Genomic DNA, 24098 nt, shown 5'->3' on the forward strand with positions numbered 1-24098 from the left:
TGCAGGCGGCTCAACGGTGCAGGTAGTCGACCAGGGAGGCCTTCTCGGTCTCCAGGATCTCGATGGAGCTCTTGACCACGTCGCCGATGCTGACGATCCCCACCATGCGGCCGTCGGCCACGACGGGGACGTGCCGGATGCGGTGGGTCGTCATCGCCTGGCGCAGGTCGTCGACGTTGGCGGTCGGCGGGCAGGTGCGGACCTCCGTCGTCATGATGGAGGAGACGGGGGCGTTCAGCACCTCGGCGCCGCGGTCGTGGAGCCTGCGCACCACGTCGCGCTCGGAGACGATGCCCGTGATCGAGGAGCCGTCCTCGGAGACCACGACCGCGCCGATGTTGTTGTCCGCCAGCATGGCCAGGAGCTCAGTGACCGTGGCGTCGGGACGGACGGTCGCCACGCGCGATCCCTTGCCCTGCAGGATCGTCCCGATAAGCATTCACATCACCTCGGTTCAGCCCAGCTCAGGTGTATCCGGTAGCTTGCCCCGCCGGGGCTCCGCCTAAGCGCCCGTAGCGGCAAACCTCAGTTGACCGGCAGGAGGCGGACCGCGTCAAGGGCGAGCGTGAGCTCGACGATGTCCCGCGGGCGGGTCAGGGAGCGCCCGGTGAGCTGCTCGATCCTGCGGATGCGGTTGAAGACGGTGTTGCGGTGGCAGTAGAGCTGACCGGCGGCGCGCATCGCCGAGCCCTCGCAGCGCAGCCACGCCTCCAGGGTGCCCAGCAGCACCTCGCGGTCGGCCGGGTCCAGGGCCAGGACGGGCCGGAGCACGGCGGCGCTGAGGTGCCCGGCCAGCTCGGGCTGGCTGACCACCAGGGCGGCCGGGAGCCGGTCCTCCAGCCGGGCGATCTCGGGCCCCTCCCCCGCGCAGGTCCGCAGCGCCAGCTCGGCGAGCCTGCGGGCGCGGCCCAGCTCGGCCAGGCCCTCGACCACCGGGCTGATCCCGGCCGAGCCGGTGATGTGCGGGCGGAGGGCCTCGGTCAGCCCCTCCATCTCCTCCTCCTGGAGCAGGACCACCGCCACCTCGTAGTCGGGGCGCATCCGCCACAGCAGCCGCATCCCGCCCAGGCTCGCCGGGCGGGCCTGCTCCCCGGTGTGACCGCCGCGCCCCGGCAGCCGGGTGGTGACGACCGCGTAGCGGCCGAGGTCGGGCAGGTCCAGCGCGGCGGCGGCGCTGCGGACCAGGGCGGCGTCGGCCCGGTCCTCCAGGAGGGCGTCGAGCAGGGACTGGACCCGCTCGGCGGTGCGGCCGAACAGTTCCGCCTCCCGCTTGCGATAGGCGTCGGCGGCGGCGACGGCCTGCCGGTCGACGGCGTGCCAGACCTTGGTGGCGCTGCGGATGAGCAGCGGGAGGCTGTCGGGCTCCTCCTCGGCGATGACGCCGACCAGCCCGTCCCACATCACGTGGGCGGAGATGCGGTAGCTGCGCAGCAGCGAGTCCATCGGCAGCCCCTGCTCGGCGCGGAGCCGCGCGGTCTTCTCCGCCTGCTGCACGTCCCGCCGCTCCGGCGGGGCGACCAGGATCGCGCCGATGCCCTCCCGCATGGCCTCGTAGACGCTCTGCCAGTGGTCGTCGGTGGCCACCATCCGGCGATACGCCTCGTCGGTGTCCCGGGTCCTGGCCACGAGCTCGTCGGTGAGCTCGGGGAGCCGGCGCAGCAGCCGCCCGGCGGCCAGGCGCATGATTCTGCGGACCTCTTCGTCGTCGGCTGTGCGGATCCCCATCTGGCAATGGTGTCAGGCGCCCACCGAGCGGAACAAGGTTCTGTTTCGTTTCGTGACCCCGGGTTGTGCTGGCGCACAACCCGCACCGTCTCCCCGTGGGCACGAGTCCCGACTTCACCCGGCCCTCTGGACTGGCGCGGAGCACCTGGGTTGGGTGCGTTCATCAGTTGTCAGGAGGCATACATGAACGTCCACGACCCCGGACCGCCCGGAGACTCCGGGCTGACGGTCAGGGATCTGGCGGTGAGCTATGGCCCCGTGACGGCCCTGCGGGGGATCTCCCTGGACGTCCCTCGCGGCTCCGTCGTCACGGTGCTCGGCGGCAACGGCGCGGGCAAGTCCACGCTGCTGCGCGCCATATCCGGCACGCTCCGCTTCCACCGGGGCGGGATCACGGCCGGGGAGATCGGCTTCGACCGGGCCCGGCTGTCCGGCGCGGCCACCTCGGCGGTCGTCTCGCACGGCGTCGTCCAGGTCCCCGAGGGCCGCAAGGTCTTCGCGCGGATGACCGTGGAGGAGAACCTGCGGGCCGGCGCCCTCGGGGCGCGGGACCGCAGGGCCGCCGCCGAGGCCAGGGAGCGCGTGCTCACACTCTTCCCGGTGCTCGCCGAACGCGCCAGGCAGCGGGCCGGCCTGCTCTCCGGCGGGGAGCAGCAGATGCTCGCCATCGGCCGCGCGCTCATGGCCCGGCCGAAGATGCTCCTGCTCGACGAGCCCACCCTCGGCCTGGCCCCGATGATGGCGGCCCGCATCGCCGACACCGTACGGGAGATCAACTCCCAGGGCACGACGGTGCTCCTGGTGGAGCAGAACGCCGCGATGGCCCTGTCCCTGGCCTCCCACGCGTACGTCCTGGAGGTCGGCGAGATCGTGCTGTCCGGTCCCGCGGCCGAGCTGGCCGAGAGCGACGAGGTACGGCGCCGCTACCTGGGGATCGGGGACGACCGCGACGAGGCCCTGCTGAGCGGCGCGGCCCCGGCCCGTCCGGCGCTGACGAGGTGGTCGGCGTGATCCCCCTCGGAGGTTCGGCATGAGCGACACATACCAACCGGACGGTACGGAGGCGGCCTCCCCGGCCGAGGCGATCCCCCCGCTGGAGGTCCGTGACGTCACCGTGCGCTTCGCCGGTCTGACCGCGCTCGACTCGGTCAGCTTCACCGTCGCGCCCGGCAGCGTGCACGCGGTCATCGGCCCGAACGGCGCGGGCAAGTCCACCTGCTTCAACGTCCTGTCCGGCGTCTACCGGGCCACCTCGGGCAGCGTGCGGTTCGGCGCGGCCGAGCTGACGGCGCTGCCGCCGCACCGCATCGCCGCCCTGGGCATGGCGCGCACCTTCCAGAACATCGCGCTCTCGCCGCACCTGTCGGTGCGCGACAACATGATGCTCGGGCGCCACCGGCTGACCCGCGCCGGATTCCTCTCCGCCGGGCTGCGGCTGCCGTCGGCCCGGCGCGAGGCCGCCCGGCACGGCGAGCGGGTGGCGGAGATCGCCGCCTTCGTCGGTCTCACCGGCCAGCTGGCGACGCCGGTCGGGCTGCTGCCGTACGGCGTGCAGAAGCGGGTCGAGCTGGCCCGCGCCCTGTGCATGGAGCCCAAGCTGCTGATGCTCGACGAGCCGGTGGCCGGGATGAACGGCGGCGAGCGGCGCGAGATGGCCGAGCTGATCATCGCCGTCCGGGAGAGCCTCGGCATCTCGATCCTGCTGGTCGAGCACGACATGGGGATGGTCATGCGGCTGGCCGACGCGGTGACCGTCCTGGACTTCGGCAAGCGCATCGCCGACGGCCCTCCCGAGCGGGTGCAGAACGATCCCGAGGTCATCCGGGCGTACCTGGGTGCGACGAGCGAGACCGAGGAGGCCTCCACGTGATCACTTTCATCGAACTCCTGGTGAACGGGATCTCCATCGGAGCGGTGTACGCGCTGATCGCCCTGGGGTTCGTCGTCATCTTCAAGGCGACCGAGGTGGTCAACTTCGCCCACGCCTCGCTGCTGCTGGTCGGCGGCTTCATCATCGCCAAGACGCACGAGGCCCTCGGCTTCTGGGCCGCCCTGCTGCTCGGCCTGGCCGGGGCGGCGGTCCTGGGGGCCCTGATCGAGTTCCTGGTCATCCGCCGGGCGAACGTCGTCAACCACAGCGTCCTGGCGATCGTGACGATCGGCGTGGACATCGTGCTGACCACGGAGCTGACCCGGCAGATCGGCACCGAGGTCCTCGCCCTCGGCGACCCGTGGGGCAGCGAGGTGCTGCACCTCGGAGCGATCAACATCCCGCTGGCCCGGATCGCCGCCCTGCTCGCCGCGAGCGCCGTGATCGCCGCGTTCCTGCTCGCGTTCAAGTACACCAACTGGGGCGTCGCGATGCGCGCCACCGCGGAGGACGCCGAGACCGCCGCCCTGATGGGCGTGCGGCGCGGCCGGGTCTCGATGGGGGCCTGGGCGGTCGCCGGGGCGCTGGCCGCCCTCGCCGCGCTGTTCATGTGCATCTTCCCCACGCCCGGACTGGACCGCACCGTGACGGCCACCGCCATGAAGGCATTCCCCGCCGCGATCCTCGGCGGCCTGGACTCCACCACGGGAGCCCTGGCCGGCGGGCTCATCATCGGGGTCACCGAGTCGCTGGTCGGCGGCTACCAGGGTGAGCTGGTCTTCCTGGGCCGGGGGCTCGGCGACGTCGCGCCGTTCCTCGTAATGATCATCGTCCTGCTCATCCGCCCCGCGGGGCTGTTCGGGACAAGGGAGCTGGCCCGTGTCTAGGAGCACCCTCCTGTGGTCGATCGCGCTCGCCGCGGCGGCCGTCGTCATCCCGTTCTACCTGGATGCCTCCTGGCTGCAGGACGGCCTGTTCGCGATGGCCGCGGCGATCGGCGCGATCGGCCTCAACCTGCTGACCGGAGCCACCGGGCAGCTGTCCATGGGCCACGCGTTCTTCCTGGCGGTCGGCGCCTTCGGCTACGTCTACTTCGCCTCCCTCCCGGAGGAGGGCGCCCACTCCCTCGGCGGCCTGGGCCTGCCCACCCCGGTGGCGGCCGTCCTGGCGGTGCTCCTGGCGGGCGTCGCGGGCGGGCTGTTCAGCCCCATCGCCGCCCGGCTGAAGGGCGCCTACCTCGGCATCGCCACCCTGGCGCTGATCTTCATCGGCCAGTTCGCGATGTCCAACGCCACGCCGGTGACCGGCGGCCACAACGGCCGGCCGGTGCCGCCCCTGGAGGTGTTCGGGTTCGTCTTCGCCGACACCCCGGACGCCCCCCTGGTGATCGCCGGAGTGCCGTTCGGCGCGCTGGAGCGGCTCTGGTTCCTCGGGATCGTCCTGCTGCTCGGCGCGGGGCTGTTCGCCCGCGGGGTGCTGCGGGGCCGTCCGGGACGCGCCATGAACACCATCCGCGACCACGAGATCGCGGCCGGGGTGATGGGCGTGCCCGTGGCCCGCTACCGGGCCGGCGTGTTCGTGCTCTCCTCCATGTACGGCGGGCTGGCCGGCGTGCTGATCGCCCTGGTCTTCCAGCAGACCGTGCCGGACTACTTCGGCCTCCTGCTCGCCCTCTCCTACCTGGCCATGATCATCATCGGCGGGCTCGGCTCGGTGGCGGGGGCGGTGATCGGCGCGGTCTTCGTCTCGATGCTGCCCCGGCTGCTCACCCGCTACAGCGACGCCCTGCCGCTGATCGTCCAGCCCGGCCAGGAGGGGGTCGGGGCCGCCGAGGCCGCCCAGATCCTGTACGGCCTCGCCGTCGTCGTGGTCGTGCTCTTCCTGCCCGGCGGGCTCCTCGGCCTCGTCAACCAGCTGCGTCTCCGTATCAACCGCCGGGTCGCGTCCGCGCCCGCGGCGAAGCACTCCCTCACTCCCACCCCCGAGACAAGGAACTGAATCTGACCATGGCAATCTCACGAACCTCCCGGCGGATAGCGGCACTGGCCCTGCTCGCCCTGGCCGCCACCGCGTGCGCCAGCGAGAAGGCCACCGGAGGCGGCGCCGAGGCCCCCGCCTCCGGCGACGGGGTGAAGACCGGCCCCGGCGTCACCGCCGGCACGATCTCGATCGGCATGATGACCGACCTGACCGGCCCCTACGCCTCCTTCGGCAAGAGCCTGACCAACGCCCAGCAGCTCTACTTCGAGCAGGTCAACGCGGCCGGCGGCGTGTGCGGCCGGAAGCTCGAGGCCGTCGTGCGCGACCACGGCTACGACGTGCAGAAGGCCGTCGCCGCCTACACCGAGATCGGGCCGAAGGTGGTGGCGATGGCCCACGTCGTGGGCTCGCCCATGGTCAACGCGGTCAAGCAGCGCATCGAGGCCGACAAGATGCTCACCATCCCGCAGGCCTGGGCCACCAGCCTGCTGGGCAGCGAGCCCATCCAGGTCACCGCCACCACCTACGACATCGACATGATCAACGCGGTGGACTTCCTGGCGAAGGAGAAGGGCGTCAAGTCCGGCGACAAGATCGGGCACCTGTACTTCGAGGGCGACTATGGCGAGAGCGCCCTCAACGGCTCGAAGTTCGCCGCCGAGAAGCTCGGCCTGGAGCTGGTGGAGCAGAAGATCAAGGCGACCGACCAGGACATGACCGCGCAGGTCGCCGCGTTCAAGAAGGCGGGCGTCAAGGCCGTGCTGGTCTCGGTCGGCCCCCGTCAGACCGCCTCCCTCGTCGGCGTCTCGCTGGCCGGCGGCATGGACATCCCGTTCGTCGGCAGCAACTCGGCCTACTCCCCGCAGCTGCTGCCCACGCCGGCCGGTCCCGCCCTGCTGAAGGACTTCTACTACATGACCGGCGGCGCCCCGATCGGCTCGGACCTGCCCGCGCTGAAGAAGCTGGCCGACGACTACAAGGCGAAGTACCCCAAGGACGCCATCGACAGCGGCGTCTCGGCCGGCTACACCGCCGCGGGGATCGTCGTCGACGCGCTCAAGAAGGCCTGCGAGAGCAAGGACCTGACCCGGGCCGGGGTGGTCACCGCGCACCGCAGCCAGAACGCCTGGGGCCAGGAGTACGGCGGCACCATGGACTTCACCGTGTTCGACAAGCCCGCGTCGCTGCGGTCCTACGTGGCCAAGCCGGACAAGGACGCCCTGGGCGGCGCGGTCGTCTTCAAGGACGCCTCGGAGTCGGATCTGGTCAAGGAGTACCAGGTCCCGGTGGGCTGATCCCCCGCGGACCGGCTCTCCGCGAGCCGGTCTCCCCCTTCCCGTACGGCCCGTGCCCGCGTCTCTCACCTGCGGGTGCGGGCCGTACGTCTGCCCCGGCTCCACCGCCGCCCGACAAAGGTGTGAACGCCCTGACAAGTTGTGACCTGGGCCTCATACCTTTTCCTCAAATTCCCAGGAAAGCATCGACTTACTGGACTACCCGTCAGTAAGGTGACTCATCCACGGTCGGCGGAGCGGATCCCGAGGTGGTCATGGCACAGCGGACGGCGGGCTGATGACGGACGGCGGGCGGGACATGGTCACCGGTTACGTCGTCCGCAGAACCACCGACGCGCTCGGCCGGATCGGCGACATGTCGGTCATCACCATCGAAGGATTCCGCCGCACCTGGGATGTCAGGACCTGGTTCTGGGAGTTCGTCCACCAGTGCTGGTTCCTGGCCCGCGTCACCAGCCTGCCCGTGCTCCTCGTCTCGCTGCCCCTCGGCGCCACCGTCGCCCTCCAGGTGGGCGAGCTGGCCTGGCAGCTCGGCGCGTCCTCGGCCACCGGCGGCGCCGTCGTCGTCGGCCTGGTCCGCGAGGTCGCCCCGATGGCCTCGGCCCTGCTCATCGCCGGGGCCGGCGGGTCGGCGATGACCTCCGACATCGGCGCCCGCAACATCCGCGACGAGCTGGCGGCCATGGAGGTCATGGCGGTCAACCCGATCCACCGCCTGGTCACCCCCCGCCTCTGGGCGGCGAGCACGGTGGCGGTGCTGCTGGTCCCGCTGGTCATCGTCGCGGGGGCGGCCGGCGGATACTTCTTCAACGTCATCATCCAGGGCGTCACCCCCGGCGCCTACTTCGACGGCGCGCTCTCCCTGCTGGTCACCAGCGACCTGCTGGTCACGCTCCTGAAAGCCTGGATCTTCGGCTTCATCGCCGCGATCATGGCCTGCTACTTCGGCATGACCTGCCAGACCAGCCCGGTCGGCGTCGGGCGCGCGGTGAACCAGTCCACGGTCGTCACCTTCGTTCTGGTCTTCGCCGTCAACTACGTCATCACGATGATCTACTTCCTCGCCTACCCGCCGAGGGCGCTGTGATGGCCGCGGTCCCCGGGGCCCGCACCACGGGCCAGCGCGCGTACGGCGCGTTCCGCGACGTGACGGAGCGGGTGGCCTCGCTCTCGGACTGGCCGCTCTTCCTCTGGAAGGTGATCTTCTACTCGGTCCGGGACATCATCCTGCGGGCCAAGTTCACCAAGGTCGTGCTCCGCCAGGTCAGCGACGTCGTGGTGGGCGTCGGCGCGACCGTCATCGGCGGCGGCATGGTCTTCGTGGCGTTCACGATGGCCTTCGCCGTCGGCGCCACCGTCGGGCTCCAGGGCTACCAGGGCCTGCAGGCGATCGGCGCCGAGTCGTTCATCGGCCTGGTGGGCAGCTTCGCCAACGTCCGGGAGATCACCCCGATCATCGCGGCCGTGGCGCTGGCCGCCCAGGTCGGGTCGTCCTTCACCGCCGAGCTGGGCGCGATGCGGATCTCCGAGGAGATCGACGCGCTGGAGGTGATGGGCATCAACGCCTTCACCTACCTGATCTGCACCCGGGTGGTGGCCGCGCTGATCGCGCTGATCCCGGTCTACATGATCGCGCTGTTCGCCAGCTTCTTCGCCACCCGGCTGATGTGCACGGTCCTGTTCGGCATGGCGCCGGGCGTCTACGACTACTACTTCTATCTCGGCCTTCCGGTGATGGACATCGTCTACAGCGTGATCAAGGTCGTCGTCTTCGCGTTCGCCGTGATCAGCATCCACTGCCACTACGGGTTCAACGCCACCGGCGGCCCGGTCGGCGTGGGCGTCGCGGCCGGGCGGGCGATCCGCCAGTCGATCGTCACCGTGATCATCCTCAACCTGCTGCTGTCCTACCTCTTCTGGGGCCAGGGCAGCGGCGTGAAGCTGACGGGGTGAGCGACGATGGCCCGCGGTGAGACCCCGCTCCCGGTCCGGCTGGCGATCTCCCTGGCCGTGATCGTCGCCCTCCTGGCGACCCTGGTGGTCATCATCCGGAACGCCTCCACCGAGAGCGGCACCCGCCTGTCGGCCGCGTTCAGCCACGCCGGGCAGGGACTGGACCCCAACTCCCCCGTCAAGATCCGCGGCATCACGGTGGGCGGGGTCGGCTCGGTGACCCTGGACTCCGCCGGCCGGGCCGTGGTGACGATGTACATCGACCCCGGAGTCAAGGTGCCCGAGACCGTCACCGCGGCGATCGAGCCGACCTCGGTGTTCGGCCCCAAGTTCGTCGACCTGCTCCCCGGCGGCGGCGAGACCTCCGGCCCGTACCTGGGCGACGGCGCCGTCATCACCAGGACCCGGGCGCCGGTGGACCTGTCGGACTCCCTCGGCGAGGCGTACGAGGGCCTCAGCGCCGTGGACCCGCAGGACATCACCACGATCGTGCACACCCTGGGCCGCGGCCTGGACGGCAAGGGCCCGCAGATCCGCGAGATCGTCGAGGGCGGCGGGAAGGTCATCGACGTCGCGCACCGCCGCCGCGAGGAGTTCCAGCGGTTCATCGGCGACACCGCGGCGCTCAGCGGCAGCCTCGCCGACAAGGGCGACGAGATCATCGGCATCTCCGCCGACGTCAACGTGCTCACCCCCGGCCTGCTGGAGCGGGCCGACAAGATACGGGCGCTGCTGCGGGAGTTCGACGAGCTGTCCAGCCTGAGCGCGTACGGCCTGCGCAAGCACCGCCGCAACCTCAAGGCGGCGGTGAACTCCGGCGAGCGCGCGGCCTCCCTGATCTACGCGCAGCTCGGCCTGGCCGGTGACGGGGTGCGGGGGCTGAACCAGATCCTCACCGTGCTGAACGACCTGATCGCGGGCCAGGGCCCCGGCGACGCCAACCAACTCAAGATGGCGGCCTTCGTCGCGACCGACATCTGCGAGCTCTTCGTCGGCGCCTGCGGCCCCACGAACGGCAGGTGAGGGGATGGCCCGGTCGAGAGAGCAGATCCAGCGGCGCTGGACGCTGGGCAAGTTCGGCCTGTTCTTCGCGGTGACGGTCACGCTGATCGTCGTGATCGGCGCGCAGATCGCCCGGGTGGGCGTGGGCGACACCTACACCCTCGTCGCGACCTTCGACGACGTCGCCGGGCTCCACACGGGCGACCAGGTGAAGATCGCCGGAGCGCCGGTCGGGCAGGTCGACACGATCGAGGTGGTCAACGGCAGGGCCGAGGTCACCCTGAGCGTGCAGGCCTCGGTGCGGGTCCCCTCCGACACCTCCGCCGCGGTCCGCTGGCGCAACACCATCGGCCAGCGGGTGATCTACCTGGAGCCCGGGACCGCGCGGGACACGCTGCCCGACGGCGCCCGGGTGAAGCGGACCAGCTCGGTGGTCGACATCGGCGAGCTGGTCAGCGATCTGGGCCCGCTCACCCGGAGCCTGGACCCCGAGCAGATCAACCAGTTGCTCACCGCCGCGGGCGAGGCGCTGGACGGCAACCAGAAGAACATCCCGGAACTGGTGAACAACCTCGACGCCCTGACCACCACCATCGCCGAACGCAAGAAGATCATCCAAGGGCTGCTGGAGGACTACGCCACGGTGACCGGCGTGGTCGCCCGCAGGGACAAGCAGATCTCCAGGCTCGTGGACAACCTGGTCGAGCTGACCGGCGCGTTCGCCCGCAACCGCAAGCTGATCGACGAGGCCCTGGTGGAGCTGTCCACCACGGTCCGGGTCAACGACCGGGTGCTGGGCGAGAACTCCGAGGAGTTCGGCCGCCTGGTCGACCACATGACCCGGCTCACCGGCGGCGTCCGGCGCAACATCTCCTCCATCGAGAAGGTGCTCAACACGCTCGGCCCGCCGCTGCGGCGCTCGTACCAGGTGACCGGCCGGGGCCACTTCGTCACCACGGCGGTGCCCTGCGTGGCGCTGGGCCCGCTGCCCTGCCCGTATCCGATGAGCACTCCCCCGCCGCTGCGCAACGGCACGAAGCTCACCAGCACGGGGAGCCTGCGGCGAGTCCTGGTGGGGCCCTGATGGCGATCAAGTCGTTCCGTGACCGCAACAAGATCGTCGTCGGCCTGGTGTCGCTGGCGACCCTCGGCACCGTGCTGCTCGTCACCTTCCTGGTCGGCAACCTGGGGCTGCTGGAAGGCGGCTACACGATGTCGGCGATCCTGCCGGACTCGGCCGGGCTGCGCTCGGGCAACGACGTGCGGGTGGCGGGGGTGCCCGTCGGCAAGGTCACCGAGGTCCGGGCCGACTACGCCAAGGGCCACGTCGTGGTCACCTGGAAGATGGACGACGGGATCAGGCTCGGCCCGCAGACCCGCGCCGAGATCACCCTCTCCAACCTGCTGGGCGGCCGCTACATCAAGCTCACCGGGCCGGTCACCCGGCCCTACATGGACGAACTGCCCGAGGAGCGGCGGCGGATCCCGATGGAGCGGACCAGCACCCCGACGCTGATCACCGACGCCCTCAAGGACACCACCCGGCTGCTGGACCGGCTCGACACCGACGCCGTCGACAAGCTGCTGTCGGAGCTGTCGGAGCTGGAGCCCGCCCCGCAGGGCCGGGTCACCCGGCTGCTGGACAACATCGGCGAGCTGTCGGAGGTCATCAGCGAGAGCGAGCCCGAGCTGCGGAAGCTGCTGGACAACGGCAACAAGATCATCTCTGTGCTGGAGTCCAAGGACGAGCAGATCGACCAGCTGATCGACTCGATCGAGATCATGCTCAACGAGCTGCGGCTCCGGCGGGACGAGCTGAAGACCTTCCTCGGCGAGGGCAGCGACCTGGTCAACAGCATCTCCGACCTGGTCACCGAGCACGAGAAGAACCTGATCGCGGTGGTCGACGACGTGACCGCGATCAGCAACCGCCTCGACTCCACCAGCGCCAAGGGCCTCAACACGGTGCTGACCTGGGTCGGTCCCACCTTCTCCGGGCTGGCCACCACCGGCGGCCAGGGGCCGTGGGTGGACGCCATCGCCGTCGGGCTCGGCCCGATCAACCCCGAGGTGCTCGGCGCCATCCGCAACGACAGGAGGGACCGGTGACCCCCGCGACCCGTCCGGCGGCCCCGCCGGCGACCTCCATCCTCCGTCCGGCGACCTCCATCCTCCGTCCGGCGGCCTCCGTGCCCCGTCCGGCGGCCCCGGCGCGCCCGCTCCGGCGCGCGCTCACCTCGATCCTGCTCGCGGGGGTGCTGCTGGCCGGGACCGGGGGGTGCTCGCTGTTGCCGGGCGGGGCGGGGCCGTACCGGCTGACCGCCTACTTCGCCGCCGCGCCCTCCCTGTACGAGCAGGCCAAGGTGAAGGTGATGGGCCTGGACGCGGGGACGGTGGAGAAGCTCACCGTCGAGGGCGACAGGGTCCGCGCGGACCTCGTGGTGGACGGCGGGGTCCCGCTGCCCGCGGACGTCCAGGCGATCGTCGCCCCGCAGAACACCCTGGGCGAGCGGAACGTGGTGCTGCACCCGCCGTGGAAACCCGGCATGCCGCGTATCCGGCCGGGCGCGGTGATCCCGCTGGAGCGGACCGACCTGCCCGTGGAGATCGACGACGCTCTGGAGGCGTTCACCAAGCTCACCGACGCCCTGGACACCGACAAGATGGGCGACGTCGCCGGGAACCTGGCCGACAGCGTCCGCGGCCGGGGCCGGCAGATCAACGAGGCGCTGGAGGACGCGGCCTCGCTGACCCGGACGCTCGCGGGGCAGGACGAGCAGCTGATCGAGCTGGCCGGGAACCTGAACAAGATCGCCACCAGGCTCAACGAGCGCGAGAGCCAGGTCAAGACGACCATCGACGCCTTCGCCGAGGCCAGCGCCACCCTGGCCGACGAGCGGGAGCGCATGCGGCGCTTCGTCACCGGCCTGGCCGAGTTCGTCCAGCGGGGTGACGCGCTGGTCGAGGCCTACCAGGTGAGGCTGCCCCGGGGCGTGACCAACCTCGCCGAGCTGGTGATCACCTTGAAGGTCAACAGCGAGTCGGCCGCCGAGGCCATCTCCGGGACCCGCAAGTTCGTCGACAACATGGTCATGTCCTGGGACAGGGAGCATCACGTGCTCAAGTTCCGGCTCGTGCTCAACGCCATGACCCGCGCCTGGCTGACCCCCCTCTTCGACGCGCTCGGCCTGGGCAAGGTGCCCTGTCTCCCGGGTGAGCTGAGCAACTGCCCCTGGCAGCAGGGAAGGAGGTGAGCGGAGTGCGCGCAGTGGTCGGCGCAGCGCAGCGAGCCGCCCGCGGAGCGAACGGAGCTCACCGACCGACCCGTGAGCAGGCGGAGGTGAGCGGAGTGCGCGCAGTGGTCGGCGCGGCGCGGTGGGCGAGGCCGGCGGCGGGGCTGGCGGCGCTCTCGATGGCGGCGGCGTGCAGCCTGCAGTCCTTCGGCGCGCCGTCCGGGGATCTCACCCTCGTGGCGACCTTCGACGACGTGCAGAGCCTGGTGGTCGGGCACAGCGTGCAGATCTCCGACGTGCGGGTGGGCAGCGTCACCGACATCCGGCTGGAGGGCTACCGGGCCAAGGTCACCATGTCCGTCGAGGACGGCCACCGGGTGCCCGAGGGCACCTCCGCGACGGTCGCCAAGACGTCGATCCTGGGTGAGAACTACGTCGAGCTGAATCTGCCCGCCGGCAAGGACATGACGACCGGGCCGTTCATGGCGGACGGCGCGACGATCTCGGAGACGTCGGTCGAGCCGGACATCGAGCAGGTCACCCAGCGGGCGGGGCCGCTGATCGACGCGCTCGGCGCCCAGGACGTCAACGCCATCCTGGACGCGGCGGCGACCGGCATCGGCGGCAAGGGCGAGGATCTCAACCGGCTGCTGCGGCAGACCACCGAGGTCACGGCCGCCTACGCCGAGTCCCGCCGGGATCTGGCGCGCACCATCGACGGCCTGGCGAAGCTGGGCGACGAGCTGGCCAAGGGCAGCGACGAGCTGGACAAGCTGCCCGGCAGCGTCGAGGCCGCCACCGCGCGCCTCAACCACGGCCGCAAGCACGTGAAGAAGACGCTGAGGGAGCTGACCGCCCTGGCGCGCGAGGTGAACGCCACCGTCTATCCCCGGCACGCGGCCCGCCTGCGCGAGCTCCTGCGGGAGCTCGACGGGGTGTCCACGTCGATGGTTCGCGGCAAGGAGGATCTGAAGGTCCTGATCAGCCGGGTGCAGCGGTTCATCGACATGCCGCCGATCGTGGTCAACGGCCAGCTGCTGACCTACGTCTGGCTGAAGGGCATCCTGCTGTCCAAGCCGAAGACGGACGACAAGCCCAAGACGCCCAACTCAGTGGATGACTTCCGCCTGCTGCTGGAGCCGCCGCGATGAGGAACCGCATCTGGATCAACCTCGGCTTCTTCGCGGTGCTCGGCGTCGTGATGACCGTGTGGGCGTTCACCAGCATCATCAAGCTGGACATCATCGAGCGGCCGTACCGGATCAACGCGGAGTTCGTCTCCTCCCCCGGCCTGGTGCGCGGCTTCGACGTGGCCTATCTCGGCGTGCGGATCGGCCGGATCGACGACGTGGCGCTGGCCCCCGGGAAGATCGTGGTGGCGCTGAGCATCGACCGCGAGGTGCGGATCCCCCGGGGCGTCACCGCCGAGGTGCGCCGCAAGTCCGCGATCGGCGAGCCGTACGTGGAGATCTCCCCGCCGAAGGCCGGCGTCGGGGGCGAGGTCATGCCTCCGGGCGCGACGATCCCGCTGTCCAGCACGTCGGTCCCGCTCGACTACCGCAGGCTGTTCGAGGGGGTCGGCAAGCTGCTGAACGCGGTGCCGCCGCAGGACGCCCAGACCATCGTGAACGAGCTGGCGGCGGGCCTGGACGGCCGTACGACGTCGATCCGGGAGATCGTGGACAACACCCACGACCTGACCACCACGCTCGCCGAGAACACCCGGCTGCTGGACGACCTGTCGGTGAACCTGACCCGGCTGACCGGCACGTTGGCCGGCAAGCGGGAGGAGCTCGCGTCGGGCGTGACGGATCTGGCGGGCGTGACCCGGTCGATCCGGGACTCGCGCCGGCAGCTGCACGCCTTCCTCGACCACGGGCCGGGTTTCTTCCGCCAGGTGGACCGCCTGCTCAACGTCGCGCGCCCCGGCCTGTCCTGCACGCTGATGGCGGCGGGGATGCGGCAGGGCGTGGTGTTCACCGCCCGCAACCAGGCGCACATCAGCCACCTGTTGCGGACGGTCCCGACCACCCAGGCCCTGCTGGCCGACACGACCGAGAGGCACGCCGGCGGCCTGTACGGAAGGGTCACGTTCATCTTCAGCGTCCCGGGCGGGCCCAAGGTGGCCGAGGAGTACCGGGGGCCGCTGGCCCCGCCGGCCACGCCGAAGCTCCGGTCCTGTCCCAAGGGCGCGCCGGTCCCGGACGACAGGCGGACCGACGAGGACGAGGACACCGGTCCCCATCCCGACGGGTCCGACATCACCGACGACGTGTCGGACGAGTCGTCCGCGTCGCCGGAGGAGAGCGAGGGCCCGCTGGAGGCCGAGGGCCCGGAGACCGGGGAACCGCAGGGACGCGCCGAGGCCGGCGACGCCGATGTGAGCGCCGGCTCCGCCCAGGACTACACCCCCTTCGTCGTCGCGATCTTCCTTGCCGTCGTCGTCTCCGGCGGCGTGCTCGGCTGGATCATCGTCGGCCGAGCCGCCCGCCGCCGTGAACAGGAGTAGCAGATGAGCCCGACCCCCCAGCGGACCGAGGACCTCGCCGAGGAGATCTTGCCGGACCGCGCCGAGCCCGCCGCCGTCCCGGACGCGGACGACGCCGCCGGGAGTGAGGCGGCGAAGGAGGACGCGGCGGCGGAGGCCATGACCGCCGAGAAGGACGCGGCGGCTGAGGGGGACGCGGCGGCTGAGGGGGACGGGACCGGGTCTGCGGGCGGGAGGCTCGCGGGGTTCGCGGCGTGGCGGGGGCGGTTGATCGGCGCGGTCGTGGCGATGGCGGCCGCGGGGGCGGTGGCCTTCGGGGTGATCCAGTGGATGTCGGCCGACCGGCTGGCCGACCGGCTCTCCACCGAGAAGGCCGAGCGGCTCGCGGTGTCCACCCGGGCCGGGGAGTTCGCCGTGGCGCTGCAGACCTACGACTACAACGATCTCCAGACCTACCGGGACCACGTGTTCAACCTGTCGGGCGAGGACTTCGAGAAGACCTACGACCAGGCGTTCAGCCCCCTCGAAAGCGTGATCACCGCGATGAGGGCGTCCTCGACGGCCTCGATCCGGGGCGTCTACGTCGGCGAGGTGGCCGAGGGGCGGGCCAAGGCCATCACGATCGTCGACTCCCAGGTGAAGAGCACCGCGGGCACCCGCCGCCTGCTCGGCACCTACATGGAGCTGGGCCTGATCAAGATCGGCGGCCAGTGGAAGGTGAACGACGCGACGGTGATGGGCGCCGCCGACGAGCTCCTGACGGACCCGGACGGCAAGGAGATCACCCAGCCCGAGCCCTCTCCCAGCCCCGGCAAGAAGAAGGACAAGTGACAGGACATAAATCCATATATCGCTAGAACCTCTAGTCTGACCTCGTGCACGCTTCCCTGGCGCTTGCCGCCCCCACCGACGAGATCTACTCCCCCGCCGGGATGGCCCTGCTCACCGAGACCGAACGCGAGCGGGCGGCGCGTTTCGTGCGGGAGTCCGACCGCCGTGACTTCGTCGCGGCCCACGTCCTCGTACGGCGGTGCGCGGCCCGGCTCACCGGCGTGCCCGAGGACCGGCTGACCCTGCTGCAGATCTGCGAGTACCACGGCCCCGGGCACGGCAGGCCGTACCTGGCGGAGATCCCCCGGCTCGGCGTCAGCCTCAGCCACTGCCACGGGTACGTGTGCGCGGCGGCGGGGCCCGGCCGGGTCGGCGTGGACGCCGAGCGCGTCCCTCCCGGCCCCCTCAACGAGGACCTGGCCGCCCAGATCCTGAGCGGCGTGGAACAGCCCCTGGTCCGCGACAACGACACGCTGATCCGCCTGTGGGTCCGCAAGGAGGCGCTCGTCAAGCGCGGGGAGCTGACCCTGGACGCCCTGCGCGCGACGGATCTGTCCGCGCTGCCCCTGGACTCCGCCGGGGAGCCCCGCGCCCTGGAGTGGGAGGGCAGGCACCTGCTGGAGTGGCGGGCCGCTCCCGCGGTCTCCTCCGGGCGCCCGGAGGCCGCGGCGGGGGCGCAGGACGCGAGAAGCCCGGAGGAGACGGCGGAGGCGCAGGACGCGAGAGGACTGGCGGACCAGGATGTAATGGTCTGCGTGATCTCCGACCATCCTGTCACCTTCGGCGAGGGCGCCGGAGGGTGACGGTCTCCCCTCGCCGGGGAAATACCGGTGTCATCGTCTGAGGTAGGTTCGTTTCATGAACACCGAGGAGCCCCGGTGGCTCAGTCCGCTCGAACAGCGGGCCTGGCGCACTCACCTCGCCGCGCACAAGCTCCTTGAGCACCGGCTCGACCGCGAGCTGCAGGCGTTCGGGCTCTCCCTGAACGACTACGAGATCCTCGTCAACCTCTCGGAGAGCCCCGGCCACCGCATGCGCATGAGCGACCTGGCCGACGCCACCATCCAGTCGCGCAGCCGCCTGTCCCACCAGATCTCCCGGATGGAGGCGGCCGACCTGGTCTCCAGGGAGACCTGCCCCGACGACCGGCGCGGCACCTTCGCCGTGCTCACCGAGCACGGCTGGCAGACCATCCAGAAGGTCGCGCCGCACCACGTGACGAACGTGCGCGAGCACTTCATCGACCTGCTCACCGACGACCAGCTCCACGAGCTGGAGGCGTCCTACGCCCCGGTGGTCAAGCACCTCAAGAGCCTGCGGTGAAGCGAAACCGATACCGCAGTGTCCTCCCCTAGGTGACCGGGCGCTCGCTACGATCCGGCCATGTCTGCTCGACGGATCTTCATCGCCGCGGTGATCTCCGCGCTCTCCCTGCTCACCGCCTGCACCGGCGGGGGCTCCGACGGGACGGCCGCGCTCCCCGGCGGTCCCGACCTGGTCAAGAAGTCCGCGGAGGCGATGCGGACGGTCAAGTCCACCGCGTTCACCATGGAGACCGAGGGCAGTCCCGCGGTCCAGGTGAAGAAGGCGGCGGGCCGGCTCAGCGCGGGCGGTGACGCCGACGGAACGATCCAGGTCGACATGGCGGGCAGCCTGCTGGAGATCGAGTTCTTCCTGGTGGGAGACACCGTGCACTTCAAGGGGGTGACCGGCGGCTTCCAGAAGATGTCGCGGTCCCAGCTCTCGGCGATCTACGACCCCTCGGCCATCCTCAACCCGGCCAAGGGGGTCGTCCAGCTCCTGTCCAACGCGCTGGACCCGAAGGCGCAGGGTGAGGAGAAGGTCGGCGGCGCCGACGCCTACCGGGTCTCGGCCACGCTCTCCCAGCAGATCCTCGCCACCATGGTGCCGGGGCTCACGCAGAGCGTGAACGGCACCCTCTGGATCGACAAGGCCACCAGCCGCCTGCTCAAGGCGGACCTTCCGCTGAACGGCGGCAAGGTGATCGTCACCTTCACCGACTACGACGTGCCGGTCCAGGTGACGCCCCCGGCGGAAGCGACGCCGTGACCTCCCCCGCACTCCTCGACCGCGACGGGGCCGTCCGGCGGCGCGTCGCCCTCGGCGTCGGCGGCACCGCCGTGCTGCTGGCCGCGCTGGACGCCTACGTCGTCGTCACCGTCCTGATCGACATCGCCGAGGACCTCGACGTCCCGCAGAACCACCTGGAGCGGGCCACCCCGATCGTCACCGGCTTCCTGCTCGGCTACATCGCGGCCATGCCGCTGCTCGGCCAGCTCTCCGACCGGTACGGCAGACGCCCGCTCATCCACCTGTGCCTGGCGGGCTTCGCGATCGGCTCGGTCGTCACCGCGCTCGCCGAGACGGTCCCCTGGCTGGTCGCCGGCCGCACCGTGCAGGGCATCGCGGGCGGCGCCCTGCTGCCGATCACCATGGCGCTGATCGGCGACCTGTGGGACGAACGCGGCCGCCCGGTCGCCCTCGGCGCGGTCGGCGCCGCCCAGGAGCTCGGCAGCGTCCTGGGCCCGCTGTACGGCGCGGGCCTGGCCGCTCTGGTCCCGGTCACCCTGGAGCTGGGCGGCGTCCAGCTGGGCGGCTGGCGGTCGATCTTCTGGCTGAACATCCCGCTGGTGGCCGTGGCGGCGGTGTTCGTCCACCGCTCGGTGCCGCCGCCCGTGCGGAACGGCGCCCCGCCCGCCCGGGTGGACGTGGCCGGCGGCCTGCTGCTGGCCCTGTCGCTGGGCCTGCTGGTGGCCGGGCTCTACAACCCCGACCCGAGTGAGTCCGTGCTGCCCCCGTGGGGCCTGCCGCTGATCGCCGCCGGGGCGGCGGCGGGGGTCGCGTTCGTGCTGTGGGAGATGCGCGCCCGGACCCGGCTGGTGGAGATGGCCGGGGTGCTGCGCGGCCCGTTCTTCGCCACGCTCGGGGTGAGCTTCCTGACCGGGGCGGCGCTGCTGGTCACCCTCGTGGACGTGCAGCTGTCGGCGCAGACGCTGCTGAAGCTGGAGACGCTGGACGGCGCGCTGGTGCTGTCCCGCTTCCTCATCGCGCTCTCGGTGGCGGCCCTGCTCGGCGGGTGGCTGGCCCACCGGTACGGCGAGCGCCCGGTGGCGGTCGCCGGGCTGGCCGTGGCCGCGGTCGGATACGTCCGCATCGGCCAGTGGCCGCTGGATCTGGCCTCCGCGGGATACCGCATGGACGTCGACCTGGTGGTGGCCGGGCTCGGCCTCGGCGTGGTTATCGCGCCGGTCTCCTCCGCGGTGCTGCGCGCCGTACCGGCCGCCCAGCACGGCGTGGCGTCGGCGGCGGTGGTCGTGGCCCGGATGATGGGCATGCTGCTGGGCGTGGCGGGCCTGTCCGCCTGGGGCTTCCACCGCTTCCAGTCGCTCACCGCCCACCTGGACACGCCGCTGCCGTTCGGCGTGGAACCCGATGTCTACGCCAAGCAGCTGGCGGAGTACGAGGCGCTGGTGCGGGCCGCCCTGCACACCGAGTACAGCGAGATCTTCCTGATCACCGCGGGCCTGTGCGCCGCGGGCGTGCTGGTCGCGCTGCTGCTGCCCGGCAGGAAGGCCGACGGGCCGGTCCCGGCGTCCGCCTGAGCCGTCAGCCCGGACGCGCGCCGCCGGCCGCGGCGATCACCCGCGTCAGCGCCTGGTGCAGGCCCTGGAGCTCGGCCACGTCCATTCCCAGGCGCTCGACGATGGCCGCGGGGATCTTCTCGGCCTGTTCGCGCAGCGCGCGTCCCTCGCCGGTCAGGGTCACCGCCAGCGAGCGCTCGTCGGCGCGGGAACGTCGGCGCTCGATCAGTCCGGCGGCCTCCAGGCGCTTGAGCAGCGGTGACAGCGTGGCGGGCTCGAGCTGCAGCAGGCGGCTGAGGTCCTTGACCGACAGCGGCGCGCGCTGCCACAGCGCCAGCATCACCAGGTACTGCGGGTGGGTCAGCCCCATCGGCTCCAGCACCGGCCGGTACAGGCCGATCACCGATCGCGAGGCGACGGCCAGGGCGAAGCAGACCTGATTCTCCAGCGACAGCGGATCGGCAATGTCACCAATGTCACTCATTCGCACCTCCGTCAGCAGTCCTCCCATACTATCCCTTTTAGTACACTAACAGTTAGTGGACTAATGATTAATGGTCAACCCGACCGCCCCTCCCCCTCCGGTTCCCCTGGCCCGAAAAGGGCAGGAGGAACCGGACTCTTAATAACAAACCCGACACCGTCCGTCGCCCGCCGCCGAGGAGCCCGCCATGGCACGCCAGAAGCGAAAGAGCCTGGAGGAGCGGATCGCCGACCGCCAGGCGCAGCGCCCGCCCCTGAAGGGGGACAAGCACTTCGAGCACGGTCCCGCCAAATGGCTGTTCATCGCCATCATGGTGTTCATCGTGCTGATCCACCTCGTCGGCCTCGTCATCGTCATGATCACGGAGACCTGACCCGCCCGGGGTCCGGAGGCGGCGGATCCTGCGGGCCGGTCGCCGAGTCCGTGACGGCGTCGAGATCGCTTCACGCCGGACCGCGGAGATCGGCCGGGCCGTGGGAGGCCGCGGCGCGGTCAGGAGACGGGGAGGCGCCGGTTCAGGAGGTCGAGGGCCGTCTCGGTGGCGCCGTCGGCCGGGAGGTAGACGATCAGGCGCTGCTCGCCGGCGCCGGACACCTCCAGGCTCTCGTACGCCAGCAGCAGCTCGCCCGCCAGGGGGTGCGCCCACCGCTCGACGCCCGTACGCCCGGGGAGCGCGCCCTGGACCGCGAAGCGGCCGCTGAACGGGGAGCCGGCGGCGGCGGTCAGCTCCTCGGCGAGAACCGCCGCGTGGAAGTCGCCGAGGGACGCCGCGGCCCTGAGATCGGCGGCCCGCTCGTCGGCGACGCGGTCCCAGTCGGGGAAGGCCTCGCGCGCCCGGGCGTCGGTGAAGACGAACCGGGTGAGGTTGGGGAGGCCGGGAGGGGCTGCCTCCAGCAGGCCGAGCGGGCCCGCGAGCCGGCCGTACCCCGCCGTGAAGGCGAGCAGCTCGCCCAGCTGGTTCACCACCAGCGCCGGAGCCGGTTCGAGCCGGTCCAGCAGCGCCCGAACCGTGGGCCGCACCGTGCGGGCCGGCGGCGCGACGTTCTGGCAGGCGCCGCCCGTCGTCGCCTTGACGAGGCGGTGGAGGTGGATCCGCTCGTCGGGGGAGAGGCCCAGCGCGTCGGCGAGCGCGGCGAGGATCTCGCCGGAGGGACGGCGGTCGCGCCCCTGCTCCAGCCGCGTGAGGTACTCAACGCTGACCCCGGCGAGCGTGGCCAGCTCGGCCCGGCGCAGTCCGGGGGTGCGGCGGCGCGAGCCGCCGGGGAGCCCCACGGCGGCCGGCACGACGGCCTCCCGCCGGGAGCGCAGGAACGCGCCCAGCTCGTTGCCTCCCGTGGCGGCCGATCCGTTGCCTCCCATGGCGGGGAGTCTATTCGGCGCGCGACGGCCCGAAGCGATCGTGGCCCCGCCGGGGCCAGTCTCACCGCGGCCTCCCTGTCCGGAGACCGGCCCGGCAGGCTCGTTCCCATGAGCGCATTCACCGACGGCGAAGTCGCCTACCTGACCAAGCAGCCGCTGGGACGCCTCGCCACGGTCGGCCGGGACGGCCGGCCGGCGGTCCGGCCGGTGGGGGTCGTCTACGATCCCGAGGCCGAGGCGATCGTGATCGGCGGCGCCGCCGGCACCGGCATGGCGGGGAGCAAGAAGTTCCGCGACGCCCGGGACCACCCCGACGTGGCCTTCGTCATCGACGACATCGCGGCCGTGGACCCGTGGACGCCGCGCGGGATCGAGATCCGGGGGCACGCGGAGACGTACGACGAGGGCGGGGAGCGGGTGGGCGAGCGCCTCGGCGCGCCGTTCCCGTTCGATCCCGCGTGGATCCTGATCCGCCCGCGGCGGATCCTGTCGTGGGGCATCGACAACGGCTCCTACGAGATGTCGGCACGCGACGTGTCCTGAGACGGCGCGGTCCGCGCGACGCCCGCGCGGTTCCGGTGAACCCGGAAGACCCGAGACCCGAGACCCGAGAAAGAGGATCTTCTTTGCGTTACCGACTGCTGGGCCGGACCGGCCTGCGGGTGTCCGAGCTGTTCTTCGGCGCGATGACCTTCTATGAGCGCGGCGGCCCCGACGCCCTGCCGGAGTATCGCGCCATGCTCGACGCCTACGCCGACGCCGGGGGCAACGTCATCGACACGGCCTCGGCGTACGGCGAGAGCGAGGACGTCCTCGGCGAGCTCCTCACCGGCCGCCGCGACCGGTTCGTCGTCTCCACCAAGTACACGCTCTCCCGCGACCGCCACGACCCGAACGCCGCCGGCAACCACCGCAAGAACCTCGTGCTGTCGCTGGAGAACAGCCTCCGGCGGCTGCGCACCGACTACATCGACCTGTACTGGGTTCACCTGTGGGACCGCCGCACCCCGATCGAGGAGACGATGCGGGCGCTGGACGACGCGGTGCGCGCCGGGAAGGTGCTGTACGTCGGCATTTCCGATGCTCCCGCGTGGATCGTCTCCCAGGCCAACACTCTGGCCGAGTGGCGGGGCTGGACCCCGTTCGCGGGCCTGCAGGTGCCGTACAACCTGCTCAAACGCGACATCGAGCGGGAGCTGCTGCCGATGGCCGAGGCGTTCGGGATGAGCGTCGCCGCGTGGGGGCCGCTCGCCGGCGGTGTGCTGTCCGGGAAGTTCACCGACGCGGAGGCGCCGGGCGCGGGCACCCGGGTCGACCCCTCGGCCCTCACCCCGCGCGACCACGCGGTCGCGCGGGCCGTACGGCGGGTGGCGGACGACCTGGGCGCCACGGCGGCCCAGGTGGCGATCGCCTGGACCCGCGCCCGCTCCGCCGCCGTGCACCCGATCGTCGGGGCCCGTGACGTCAAGCAGCTCACCGAGAACCTGGGCGCGGCCGGCGTCGTCCTCCCCGAGGAGGCGATCCGGCTGCTGGAGTCGGCGGCGGGGTTCGAGCCGGGCTTCCCCGGCGACTTCATCGCCGAGTGCGAGGCCGATCCGTGGGTGTTCGGCGAGGCGGTCGCAGGGCTCGGCGGACCGGGAGGCGGTCCCGGCCGGTCGCCCGCCCGATAGGGCTCCGGCGGCCACTTGGCGGCTCCGGCGAGATCGCGTCAAGAACCCGCCAAGTAGCTGCCAAGAAGCCGGGATCACTGTTGGGACCACACATCCGACAGTGATCCCGAGGAGAGACACCTCCATGCGCAAGGTCTTTCTCAGCTTCGCCGCCATCCTGCTGCTGGCCGTGCTCGTCCAGTTCTACCTGGCCACCTTCGGCGCCTTCCAGCGTCCGCTGCCGACCCCGGGCGATTTCGGCGCCATGGGGCCGCACGTGCTCAACGGCCTCTTCGTCATCCCCGTCGTGTCCCTGATCACCACGATCGCGGCCGCCGTCACCCGGTCGGGCGCCAAGCTGATCTGGCTGAGCATCGCCCCGCTGGGCATCGCCGCCGCGCAGATCTTCGTGATCTTCCCGCTGGCCGAGCTGGCCGGCGCCGACGCCACCCGGACCACCACCGCCTCCCACGTGGTCCTCGGCTTCCACGCCGTTCTCGGCCTGTTCCTGCTGTGGGCCTCGGTGACGGTCCTCCGCGAGGCCAGGAGCCCGGCCACCGCCGCCCTGACCGGCCGGGTCCCCGTCGCCGCCGCCCGTTCCTGAGCACTTCCGCCCGCGAACCCCGA

General features: G+C 71.5%; 26 protein-coding genes. 22 read left to right on the forward strand and 4 right to left on the reverse strand.

Annotated elements, in window-relative coordinates:
• Nucleotides 1–10 precede the first annotated feature (10 nt).
• Nucleotides 11–439 (reverse strand): CBS domain-containing protein, encoded by a 429-nt coding sequence (locus tag Plo01_RS02185; protein ID WP_203888751.1) that lies wholly within the window; start codon nucleotides 437–439, stop codon nucleotides 11–13.
• Nucleotides 440–525: 86 nt separating this feature from the next.
• Entirely contained in the window at nucleotides 526–1725 is a 1200-nt protein-coding gene (locus Plo01_RS02190; protein WP_203888752.1) for a PucR family transcriptional regulator, read from the reverse strand.
• A 183-nt stretch (nucleotides 1726–1908) separates the two neighbouring features.
• Between Plo01_RS02190 and Plo01_RS02195 the strand changes: the two genes are divergently transcribed.
• The 18 genes from Plo01_RS02195 (at nucleotide 1909) to Plo01_RS02280 (ending at nucleotide 20000) form a co-directional block, all read left to right on the forward strand.
• Nucleotides 1909–2736 carry an ABC transporter ATP-binding protein gene (locus tag Plo01_RS02195; RefSeq protein WP_203888753.1) on the forward strand — a complete coding sequence of 276 codons (828 nt, stop codon included), beginning with the start codon at nucleotides 1909–1911 and terminating at the stop codon, nucleotides 2734–2736.
• Nucleotides 2737–2755: 19 nt separating this feature from the next.
• Nucleotides 2756–3595 carry an ABC transporter ATP-binding protein gene (locus Plo01_RS02200; RefSeq protein ID WP_203888754.1) on the forward strand — a complete coding sequence of 280 codons (840 nt, stop codon included), beginning with the start codon at nucleotides 2756–2758 and terminating at the stop codon, nucleotides 3593–3595.
• Complete coding sequence (locus Plo01_RS02205; RefSeq protein ID WP_203888755.1) at nucleotides 3592–4482, forward strand: branched-chain amino acid ABC transporter permease; 891 nt, start codon at nucleotides 3592–3594, stop codon at nucleotides 4480–4482. Before Plo01_RS02200 ends, Plo01_RS02205 begins: the two co-directional genes overlap by 4 nt.
• Complete coding sequence (locus Plo01_RS02210) at nucleotides 4475–5593, forward strand: branched-chain amino acid ABC transporter permease (protein WP_239315803.1); 1119 nt, start codon at nucleotides 4475–4477, stop codon at nucleotides 5591–5593. The genes Plo01_RS02205 and Plo01_RS02210 overlap by 8 nt, the downstream gene beginning before the upstream one ends.
• Nucleotides 5594–5601: 8 nt before the next feature.
• Nucleotides 5602–6870, forward strand: a complete 1269-nt coding sequence (locus Plo01_RS02215; RefSeq protein ID WP_203888756.1) for an ABC transporter substrate-binding protein — start codon at nucleotides 5602–5604, stop codon at nucleotides 6868–6870.
• A gap of 277 nt (nucleotides 6871–7147) precedes the next feature.
• Nucleotides 7148–7957, forward strand: coding sequence for an MlaE family ABC transporter permease (locus Plo01_RS02220; RefSeq protein WP_275415351.1), 810 nt, complete (start codon nucleotides 7148–7150; stop codon nucleotides 7955–7957).
• Entirely contained in the window at nucleotides 7957–8823 is an 867-nt protein-coding gene (locus Plo01_RS02225; protein WP_203888757.1) for an MlaE family ABC transporter permease, read from the forward strand. The genes Plo01_RS02220 and Plo01_RS02225 overlap by 1 nt, the downstream gene beginning before the upstream one ends.
• A gap of 6 nt (nucleotides 8824–8829) precedes the next feature.
• Nucleotides 8830–9846, forward strand: coding sequence for an MCE family protein (locus Plo01_RS02230; RefSeq protein ID WP_203888758.1), 1017 nt, complete (start codon nucleotides 8830–8832; stop codon nucleotides 9844–9846).
• Between the two features lie 4 nt (nucleotides 9847–9850).
• Nucleotides 9851–10909, forward strand: a complete 1059-nt coding sequence (locus Plo01_RS02235) for an MCE family protein (RefSeq protein ID WP_203888759.1) — start codon at nucleotides 9851–9853, stop codon at nucleotides 10907–10909.
• Entirely contained in the window at nucleotides 10909–11934 is a 1026-nt protein-coding gene (locus Plo01_RS02240; RefSeq protein WP_203888760.1) for an MlaD family protein, read from the forward strand. Before Plo01_RS02235 ends, Plo01_RS02240 begins: the two co-directional genes overlap by 1 nt.
• Nucleotides 11931–13079, forward strand: coding sequence for an MCE family protein (locus Plo01_RS02245; protein ID WP_239315804.1), 1149 nt, complete (start codon nucleotides 11931–11933; stop codon nucleotides 13077–13079). The genes Plo01_RS02240 and Plo01_RS02245 overlap by 4 nt, the downstream gene beginning before the upstream one ends.
• Nucleotides 13080–13174: 95 nt before the next feature.
• Nucleotides 13175–14209 carry an MCE family protein gene (locus Plo01_RS02250; RefSeq protein ID WP_239315805.1) on the forward strand — a complete coding sequence of 345 codons (1035 nt, stop codon included), beginning with the start codon at nucleotides 13175–13177 and terminating at the stop codon, nucleotides 14207–14209.
• Nucleotides 14206–15567: an MCE family protein gene (locus Plo01_RS02255; RefSeq protein WP_203888761.1), complete on the forward strand. Its 1362-nt coding sequence runs from the start codon at nucleotides 14206–14208 to the stop codon at nucleotides 15565–15567. Before Plo01_RS02250 ends, Plo01_RS02255 begins: the two co-directional genes overlap by 4 nt.
• A gap of 3 nt (nucleotides 15568–15570) precedes the next feature.
• Nucleotides 15571–16377 (forward strand): hypothetical protein, encoded by an 807-nt coding sequence (locus Plo01_RS02260; protein ID WP_203888762.1) that lies wholly within the window; start codon nucleotides 15571–15573, stop codon nucleotides 16375–16377.
• A 44-nt stretch (nucleotides 16378–16421) separates the two neighbouring features.
• Nucleotides 16422–17180, forward strand: coding sequence for a 4'-phosphopantetheinyl transferase family protein (locus Plo01_RS02265; RefSeq protein WP_203888763.1), 759 nt, complete (start codon nucleotides 16422–16424; stop codon nucleotides 17178–17180).
• A gap of 55 nt (nucleotides 17181–17235) precedes the next feature.
• The gene (locus tag Plo01_RS02270) at nucleotides 17236–17700 is read left to right on the forward strand and encodes a MarR family winged helix-turn-helix transcriptional regulator (RefSeq protein ID WP_203888764.1); all 465 of its coding nucleotides are present in this window, start codon (nucleotides 17236–17238) and stop codon (nucleotides 17698–17700) included.
• Between the two features lie 60 nt (nucleotides 17701–17760).
• Entirely contained in the window at nucleotides 17761–18447 is a 687-nt protein-coding gene (locus tag Plo01_RS02275) for an LppX_LprAFG lipoprotein (protein ID WP_203888765.1), read from the forward strand.
• Complete coding sequence (locus Plo01_RS02280) at nucleotides 18444–20000, forward strand: MFS transporter (protein WP_203888766.1); 1557 nt, start codon at nucleotides 18444–18446, stop codon at nucleotides 19998–20000. Before Plo01_RS02275 ends, Plo01_RS02280 begins: the two co-directional genes overlap by 4 nt.
• Before the next feature lie 4 nt (nucleotides 20001–20004).
• Here the strand turns inward: Plo01_RS02280 and Plo01_RS02285 are convergent, their stop codons facing one another.
• Entirely contained in the window at nucleotides 20005–20463 is a 459-nt protein-coding gene (locus Plo01_RS02285) for a MarR family winged helix-turn-helix transcriptional regulator (RefSeq protein ID WP_203888767.1), read from the reverse strand.
• A 187-nt stretch (nucleotides 20464–20650) separates the two neighbouring features.
• Between Plo01_RS02285 and Plo01_RS02290 the strand changes: the two genes are divergently transcribed.
• On the forward strand, nucleotides 20651–20836 hold the full coding sequence (locus Plo01_RS02290; protein ID WP_203888768.1) for a hypothetical protein: 186 nt from the start codon (nucleotides 20651–20653) through the stop codon (nucleotides 20834–20836).
• A 119-nt stretch (nucleotides 20837–20955) separates the two neighbouring features.
• Here Plo01_RS02290 and Plo01_RS02295 read toward each other — a convergent pair whose 3' ends face one another.
• Complete coding sequence (locus Plo01_RS02295; RefSeq protein WP_203888769.1) at nucleotides 20956–21822, reverse strand: helix-turn-helix transcriptional regulator; 867 nt, start codon at nucleotides 21820–21822, stop codon at nucleotides 20956–20958.
• A 108-nt stretch (nucleotides 21823–21930) separates the two neighbouring features.
• Here Plo01_RS02295 and Plo01_RS02300 point away from each other — a divergent pair, with 108 nt between their 5' ends.
• From Plo01_RS02300 to Plo01_RS02310, 3 genes are all read left to right on the forward strand, one after another.
• A complete protein-coding gene (locus tag Plo01_RS02300) occupies nucleotides 21931–22365 on the forward strand; it encodes a PPOX class F420-dependent oxidoreductase (RefSeq protein ID WP_203888770.1) in 435 nt (144 codons plus the stop codon).
• 83 nt (nucleotides 22366–22448) lie between these two features.
• Nucleotides 22449–23492: an aldo/keto reductase gene (locus tag Plo01_RS02305; protein ID WP_203888771.1), complete on the forward strand. Its 1044-nt coding sequence runs from the start codon at nucleotides 22449–22451 to the stop codon at nucleotides 23490–23492.
• 124 nt (nucleotides 23493–23616) lie between these two features.
• Nucleotides 23617–24075: a DUF6220 domain-containing protein gene (locus Plo01_RS02310; RefSeq protein ID WP_203888772.1), complete on the forward strand. Its 459-nt coding sequence runs from the start codon at nucleotides 23617–23619 to the stop codon at nucleotides 24073–24075.
• Nucleotides 24076–24098 lie beyond the last annotated feature (23 nt).

Source organism: Planobispora longispora (assembly GCF_016863135.1).
GTDB classification, from domain to species: Bacteria; Actinomycetota; Actinomycetes; order Streptosporangiales; family Streptosporangiaceae; genus Planobispora; species Planobispora longispora.